7 protein-coding genes and 1 pseudogene are annotated in these 6,982 nt (G+C 63.5%); 2 read left to right on the top strand and 6 right to left on the bottom strand.

The features are described 5' to 3' along the window. On the top strand, positions 1-2,079 hold a 2,079-nt coding region (locus EOA38_RS23305), incomplete at its 5' end, for a peptidase C14 caspase catalytic subunit p20 (protein ID WP_127300350.1). A 126-nt stretch (positions 2,080-2,205) separates the two neighbouring features. Here EOA38_RS23305 and EOA38_RS23300 read toward each other — a convergent pair. The 6 genes and pseudogenes from EOA38_RS23300 to EOA38_RS23275 form a co-directional block, all read right to left on the bottom strand. Next, complete coding sequence (locus tag EOA38_RS23300) at positions 2,206-2,871, bottom strand: transglutaminase-like cysteine peptidase (protein ID WP_189434830.1); 666 nt, start codon at positions 2,869-2,871, stop codon at positions 2,206-2,208. 114 nt (positions 2,872-2,985) lie between these two features. Then, a complete protein-coding gene (locus EOA38_RS23295) occupies positions 2,986-3,375 on the bottom strand; it encodes a type II toxin-antitoxin system VapC family toxin (RefSeq protein ID WP_127220621.1) in 390 nt (129 codons plus the stop codon). Beyond that, positions 3,362-3,637 (bottom strand): AbrB/MazE/SpoVT family DNA-binding domain-containing protein, encoded by a 276-nt coding sequence (locus EOA38_RS23290; RefSeq protein ID WP_126095239.1) that lies wholly within the window; start codon positions 3,635-3,637, stop codon positions 3,362-3,364. The genes EOA38_RS23295 and EOA38_RS23290 overlap by 14 nt, the downstream gene beginning before the upstream one ends. A 78-nt stretch (positions 3,638-3,715) precedes the next feature. Continuing rightward, on the bottom strand, positions 3,716-5,128 hold the full coding sequence (gene tldD, locus EOA38_RS23285; protein WP_127300349.1) for a metalloprotease TldD: 1,413 nt from the start codon (positions 5,126-5,128) through the stop codon (positions 3,716-3,718). Positions 5,129-5,203: 75 nt separating this feature from the next. Next, positions 5,204-5,711: pseudogene (locus EOA38_RS23280) on the bottom strand (GNAT family N-acetyltransferase). Further along, positions 5,708-6,250 (bottom strand): invasion associated locus B family protein, encoded by a 543-nt coding sequence (locus EOA38_RS23275; RefSeq protein ID WP_127220615.1) that lies wholly within the window; start codon positions 6,248-6,250, stop codon positions 5,708-5,710. The pseudogene EOA38_RS23280 and the gene EOA38_RS23275 overlap by 4 nt, the downstream one beginning before the upstream one ends. A gap of 339 nt (positions 6,251-6,589) precedes the next feature. Here EOA38_RS23275 and EOA38_RS23270 point away from each other — a divergent pair. Next, a partial coding sequence (locus EOA38_RS23270; RefSeq protein ID WP_189434832.1) for a cytochrome c oxidase subunit II occupies positions 6,590-6,982 on the top strand: 393 nt, incomplete at its 3' end.

Genomic DNA, 6,982 nt, shown 5'->3' with positions numbered 1-6,982 from the left:
GCCTATGCCCAGGCACTGGCCGAGATGATGCGCGAGGGCGGCCTGCCGCTCGAGGATGTGTTCGACCGCACGCGCCTGCGCGTCAACGAGGTGACGGAAGGCGCCGAGGTGCCTTGGGACGCCTCGAAGATCAGCGCGCCCTTCGTCTTCTTCGACCGCGCGCCGGATGCGCCGGCACCCAAGGTTTCCGAGGCCGAATCCCAAGCCAACCGGACAAGGGAAATTCGCGACTTTGATGCCCGCGACGCCTATGTCGCGGCGCTCGACCGCGATACGCTGCGCGGCTACCAGGATTTCCTGGTCGCTTATCCGCACGATCCGATGGCCAAGCGGGTGCGCGCCATCATCGCCGCGCGGCGGGAGGCGATCACCTGGCGTGAAACCTGGATGGAGGACACGCCGGAAGCCTACTGGTCCTACCTCGAGCGCTATCCGCACGGGCCGCATGCCTGGGACGCGCGGCGCCGGCTGAGACATTTCGATGCCGAGCTCGAGCCGCCGCCAAGCTTCACCGTCATCATCTACGATGTGCCACCGCCACCGGCGGAGGAGATCGTCTATGTCGATCGCCCGGTGCTCTATTTCGACGACCCCGATTTCGACTTCGAACCGCCGCCGCCGGTCACAATCATCTTCCTGCCGCCACCGCCGCCGGATTTCATCGTGCTGCCGCCGCCGCGGCCGCCGGTCGAGGTCTTTGTTTTGCCGGTGCCGGTCTTCGTGCCCGTGCCCGTATGGGTCAGGCCGCCGCATGACATCGTGCCGCCGCGGGACAACATCATCTTCAACAACATCCACAACGCGACGGTCATAAATAACACGGTGATCAACAACGAGATCACCAATCAGGCCGTACAGCCAAGCGGCAATGCCGAGGGCGGCCTCACCACTCGCCAGAAAATGACTGGAGCTGCCGTCGGCACCGGTGCGGCGCTGGCGGCCAGGGTCGCGCTACCGCCGGTGCTGAAAAAGAGGGCGGCCGCGACCGGTCGCGCCCAGTTCAATCAGGAGCAGAGCGGCTTGCCGCTGAAGCCCGGCCAGCGCGCTATCCAGGGTCAGCAGCCTGGTGCCACGACTCCGCTGTCGGAAACCCAGTCCAAAACCCGCAAGCTCTCAACCGACCACGCCTTGCCGGGAGCCGATGGCAAAACGCTGCCGCTCGTCAACGGCAAACCGGTGCTCGACGGCCGGAATTTGCCAGGCAACAAGTCCAGGAAGCAGTTCGGCAAGCAAGGCATTGTAGGCGGCAACCAGGAGGCGACGGGAAATCCCGGCGCCGCGACCGGAGAGCAGGGCAGCGGTCAGCAGAAGGGCAAGAAATTGCGCAGGCTGCCCACCGTCAACGGCATGCCGGCCGACAATGGCCAGAGCGCCCAGCAGAGATTCGGGAAGAACAATCCGAACATACCGTCCGGCAAACCCAAGAAGCTGACGCGCAGGGATTTGTCCGCCGGCCAGTCCATTGTCGAACCGGGCGATCAGGGCTCGGCCAACCGCGACAATAAGAGCAGGAAGTTCCGCAGACTGCCGACCGTCAACGGCGAGCCGGCCGACAATGGGCCGAGCGTGCAGAAGCGGCTTAGGAGGAACAATCCGGACATGTTCTTCGACCAGAGCCAGGGCTCGGTCGACGGGAACGTGAAGAACAGGAAGTTCCGCAGGCTGCCGACCGTCAACGGTGAGCCGGCCGACAACGGGCCGAGCATTCAGAAGCGGCTAAGGAGGAACAATCCGTCCGTGTTCTCCGACGAAAATCAGGGCTCGGCCGGCGGGAACGACCGGAGCAGGAAGTTCCGCAGGCTGCAGAACGAAGAAGGTTCCGGCGGCGCGGGGGTCGACGTCCAGCGCAACTTCAAGGTCAACAGGCCGAACGAGAATGCGCAGCGCCAGTTCAGGCAGGAAAGGCCGAGCGAGCAGATGCTCCGGCCGCAAAGATCAGAGCCGAAGCCGGAATTCCGCGCCCAGCCGAGACCACAGATGCAAGAGCGGCGTCTCCCGCAGCAGCAGCCGCAGCCGCAGCAGCAGTTCAAGAAGAAACCGTCTTGCGGACAGGAGGGCGAACCGGCCTGCAAGCAGTAGGCTGTCGCGGCGGGGAGCAGTGCCAGGAAAAGTGTGTAATGGTTTCCGCCGCCAATTGCGCGATAGCAGCCCTCGAAAGCGTACAGTTCCGGCAGGCCGCTCAGTCCACGAGCCCGGCGGCATTCGTCAGGTTTTCGGCGTGCCGCCGCGCTGGTTGATCGACACCCAGATGTTCGGGTTCTGCTGCGACTGGCGTTTCAGGAAATAATAGCCGGTCGCGTTCCAGGGCCGGACTTCGTCGACCAGATTGTCGAGGACGAGATCGCCCTTGTCGGTCTTCACCGTCAGGATCGTGTGCCCTTCATTGTTCAGGTCGCGCACCACCGTCATCAGCAGCGCTTGCCGCGGAAATCCTGCCTCCAGGAGAAGCTTGCGCTTGTAGAGCGCGTAGATCTTGCAGTCGCCCTTGCCATCCACCGGATAGTCCCAGTGGTCCATCATCGTGCCCCAGTGATCGTAGTTGCTGACGGGCTTGATGGCGCGGTTCGCCTTCTGGTTTATGCGCTTGAGGGTGCGCATGTTCTGCGCGGTCAGCTTGACGTTCGCGGCCTGCAGGGCAGGCACCTTGCACTCTTTCGGCCGGCGATGGCAGAAATCGAGCCAGCCGTAGGGAACGCTGGTGCGCCCTCCAACCGAGACGGAGCGAACCCCGTCCGCGGAGGGCTGCGTCGATGGCCGCTTGAACAAGGTCGACTGCGCCGCCCCCGGGTCGACAGACAGCGACGTGGCGCCGATCAACGAGAAAAGGCCAAGGAGGAAAGAAGAGGTCAGGACGCCAAGGGAACGCTGCACTGCCAACACCACCGCAACGAGAAGATTGCTGCCAAGTTAATGCGGAAACGGCGGCCCAAGCAATTGAACATTTAATAATTTGCTAACACGATCGTGTTCGCATCCGGCGGGTAGCTACGCCTCTTGCACGCCACTATGCCCCGCAGCCCGAGCAGCTTTGATGAGTTTGCGGTCGAAGGTCGCAAACCCCGAGCAATGCGCAGACTTGCCGAGATGCAGCGCATCCGCGAAGTCCATCCCTGCCTCAGCCAGGTCAAGCGCGGAGGAGACAAGCGCGGCCTCTTCCATCTCCACTGTGGAAAGCCCGCCGAACGCCCGCAGCGCCCTGACGACTTCGGCCTGGCCGTAGCCATAGGCGCTGCGCAGCACCCACTCAGCCTCCAGGATCACGGTGACGGCGACAAACACAGCTTGACCATCGATCAGCCGCCGGGATCCCGGGGACTGTTCGGGATGGTCGTTCGTCAGGTATCTGACGACAAGGTTGGTATCAATCGCGAGCATGGCGCCGCCGCGCTTCAGCAAGGACGCTCGCGTCCATCTCTTCCAGTGTCTTCGGCTTGCCGCTGTGCGGCAGCACACCAAACACGTCTTCCGGCCGCGTCGGGGTAAAGGCCGGCGCTGGTTTCAGAAGAACACCCTCGGGTGTGTCTTCGACCTGCAGACGCGTGCCGGCGCCCCAGTCCCTCCGTTTCCGGATCGCGCTGGGGAGGATCACTTGTCCCTTGGTCGAGACGGTGGTTATGAGTTTTTCGGCACCAGCCATCGTAAGCTTACCGTGTGTAAGACAAAGGTAAGATACTCTAGCTGCGGGTGCTGTTCAAGCCTGCCGGATTGAGCGTCCTCAAACCCTTGTGCCGCCCACCGTCATCTGGTTCATCCTCAGATGCGGCTGGCCGACGCCGACCGGCACGCCCTGTCCGGCCTTGCCGCACATGCCGATGCCGTTGTCGAGCTTCATGTCGTTGCCGACCATGCTGACGCGGTGCATGGCGTCGGGGCCGTTGCCGATCAGCATCGCGCCCTTGATCGGCTGCGTCACCTTGCCGTTCTCGATCAAATAGGCCTCGGTGCAGCCGAACACGAATTTGCCCGAGGTGATGTCGACCTGGCCGCCGCCGAAGGAGACGGCGTAGATGCCGTTCTTGACCGAGGCGATGATCTCTTCCGGCGGCGTGTCGCCCGAGGTCATGTAGGTGTTGGTCATGCGCGGCATCGGCTGATGCGCATAACCCTCGCGCCGGCCGTTGCCGGTCGCCTTCATGCCCATCAGGCGGGCGTTCTGGCGGTCCTGCATGTAGCCGACCAGTATGCCGTCTTCGATCAGCACGTTGCGCGCCGAAGGCGTGCCTTCGTCGTCGACGGTCAGCGAGCCGCGCCGCTCGGCGATCGTGCCGTCATCGACCACGGTGACACCCTTTGCCGCAACCTGCTGGCCCATCAGGCCGGCAAAGGCCGACGTCTTCTTGCGGTTGAAGTCGCCTTCCAGCCCGTGGCCGACCGCCTCGTGCAGCATCACGCCCGGCCAGCCGCTGGAAAGCACGATATCGAAGGTACCGGCGGGCGCTGGAATCGCCTCGAGATTGACCAGCGCCTGCCTGAGCGCCTCGCTTGCGGCATGCTTCCAGCTTTCCTCGGGCAGGAACTCGCCAAAACTCTTGCGGCCGCCCATGCCGTAGGAGCCGCTCTCCTGGCGATCGCCATCGCCGACCACCACCGAGACGTTGACCCTGACCAGCGGGCGGATGTCGCGCACCATCTGGCCGTCGCCGCGCACGATCTCGACATGCTGCCAGGAGGCGGCGAGCGAGGCAGTCACCTGGCGCACGCGAGGATCGGCGGCGCGCAGCCAGGCGTCGATCTCCTGCAAAAGCTTCGCCTTGGCCTCGAAGGAAGGCGAGGGGATGGGGTTCTCATCGCCATAGAGGTGGCGGTTGGTACGGGCGGGCGCGGCGGCGAGTGTTCCGGAATAGCCGCCCTTGACCGCCGAGACGGCGTCGGCCGCGCGCAGCAGCGAGGCTTCGGAAAGATCGCTTGAATGGGCGTAGCCGCTGGCCTCGCCTGCGACGGCGCGTAAGCCGAAACCCTGGTCGGTGTTGAAATTGGCCGTCTTCAGCCGGCCGTTGTCGAACATCAGCGCTTCGCTCTCGCTGTATTCGAGGAAAAGCTCGCCGTCGTCGGCGCCTTTGATTGTGTCGGCGACGATCTCTTTGACGCGATCGTCGGAAATGTCGAATTGGCCGATCAGGCTGTTCATGGCGCGGGCCCTTCAATGAACGGTTTTACGGGATGTAGGCGCCAAGGCGCCGTTCGGCAATCTTTACAGGAGACCCTAAGTCAGGCGCCGCGCCATCACGATTTCGTCGATCTCTCGGCCTTCATGAAGAAGGGCGGCAGGTATGCAGCCGATTTCGTGAAAACCTTCGCGTTGATAGAATCGCATTGCAGCCGGATTTTCCGCGCTTACCGCCAACTCGACCTGCCGGATGCCCAATGCGCGAGCGTGATCGAGTAAAAGATCCAGCATCGCGACGGCGTGTCCGCGGCCGCGCTCGCTGTCGCGCAGATAGACCATGACGATGGTGGCGCGATGCGCCATCTTGCTGGCCTGCTGCCCGCATCAGGCCCATGATGCCGACAGGCTCATCGCCGCTAAGGCTGACGACAACCGGGTTGCTCGCCAGGCGACGCCGCCATTCCTCGTCCGGCAGCTTTTCCCAATCCGCAAGGCTGCTGGCGAAGGCCTTGGGACAGACACGCAAGGCCTCCAGGCGAATTCGCTTGAAGATCTCGTAATCGGCCGGATCAAGCAGTTTTAGAGCCAAGCAGGCGGGGCTCAGGGGAGCGCCGCGAAGCCCTCGGCGAATCCCTTGAGATCGACGGGAATGCCGATGCCTTCCTCTGGCGTCTGGAAGACGATGAAGGTGGCCGACGTGCCGCTCTTCAGCGTGTCGAGCAGCGGCTTCTCCAGGATCACCTCGGCATAGCAGCCGTCTTGGAAGCAGCGCACGAAATAGGCGCGGCCGATATCCTTGCCGTCGACATTGAGGCCAAGCCCGTTAGGCAAGAGCACGCCGAGTGGCGCCAGCACCCGCAGAATCTCGGCCTTGTTGTCCGCCGTGCGCAGCACGACCACCGAAAGCCCCATTTCCGGACGGTCCTCGGCGACGACATTCTGCATCATCACGCATTGCTCGGAAGTCGCGCCGGCCGGCGTGTCGCAAATGATCGACCACGCGCCATGCGTCGACTTGACCGTGCCGCTGGGCGGCGCGGCCGTCTGAGGTGCCGCGGCGTTGGCCGCGCCGGTCAGGCTGGCGCCAAGCAAGGCGGCAAGGAAGACGACCTTCGTCAGGGGTCTCGAAAGCCAGGAAGTCATGACGGCTCCATTGCGAATCACGGCACTTTAAGCCGCGCCAAGGCCAAGTAAAGGACGAGACCGTCGCCGGCCCGTCCCGATACCGGCAATTACGCGCTTTTCCAGAGCAAATTCGCCCGAATTGCGACCGTCCCGTGCGTGGCGCGGCGATGGCTGAGGATGCCCCTCGGGTTGCGCGCAAAAATGCCGCACGGTTTCGCCCGCTCCTTCCTTGCGGAGGGAAATAGAGTATGGTTTGAACCACCTTAGGACAGACCGGGATTCCCAATCCCGGCGTCGTTCGTTATTGGTGCGATCCAATCGCAGGAAGTGGGAGACGAGAGGGCGATGAGAAAATTCATGGCAGGCGCCAGGTTTCTGGCAGGTGCTGCGGCCGCGGGCGCGCTCCTCTCCGGCACATCCGCCCACGCGGATCAGCCTAAGCCATGGGAGACCAGCTTCCAGGCGCCCGCGACCGATATGATGCGGCAGATCGAATGGTTCGGGAACTACACCTTCGCCTTCATCGTGGTGATCACCCTTCTGGTGCTGTTTCTGCTGGCCTATTGCATCCTGCGGTTCCGCGCGAGCGCCAACCCTGTGCCTTCGAGGACCAGCCACAACACGCTGATCGAGGTGATCTGGACTGTCGGGCCGGTCGTCGTGCTGTTGCTCATCGCTATTCCCTCGTTCCAGTTGCTCACCGCGCAGTACACGCCGCCGGAAGAAGCCAAGCTCACCGTCAAGGCGACC

The sequence above is a fragment of the Mesorhizobium sp. M1E.F.Ca.ET.041.01.1.1 genome, from assembly GCF_003997355.1.
Taxonomy (GTDB): Bacteria; Pseudomonadota; Alphaproteobacteria; order Rhizobiales; family Rhizobiaceae; genus Mesorhizobium.
Note: the sequence above shows the minus strand (reverse complement) of the source record. Positions and strands in the feature narration are given on the sequence as shown.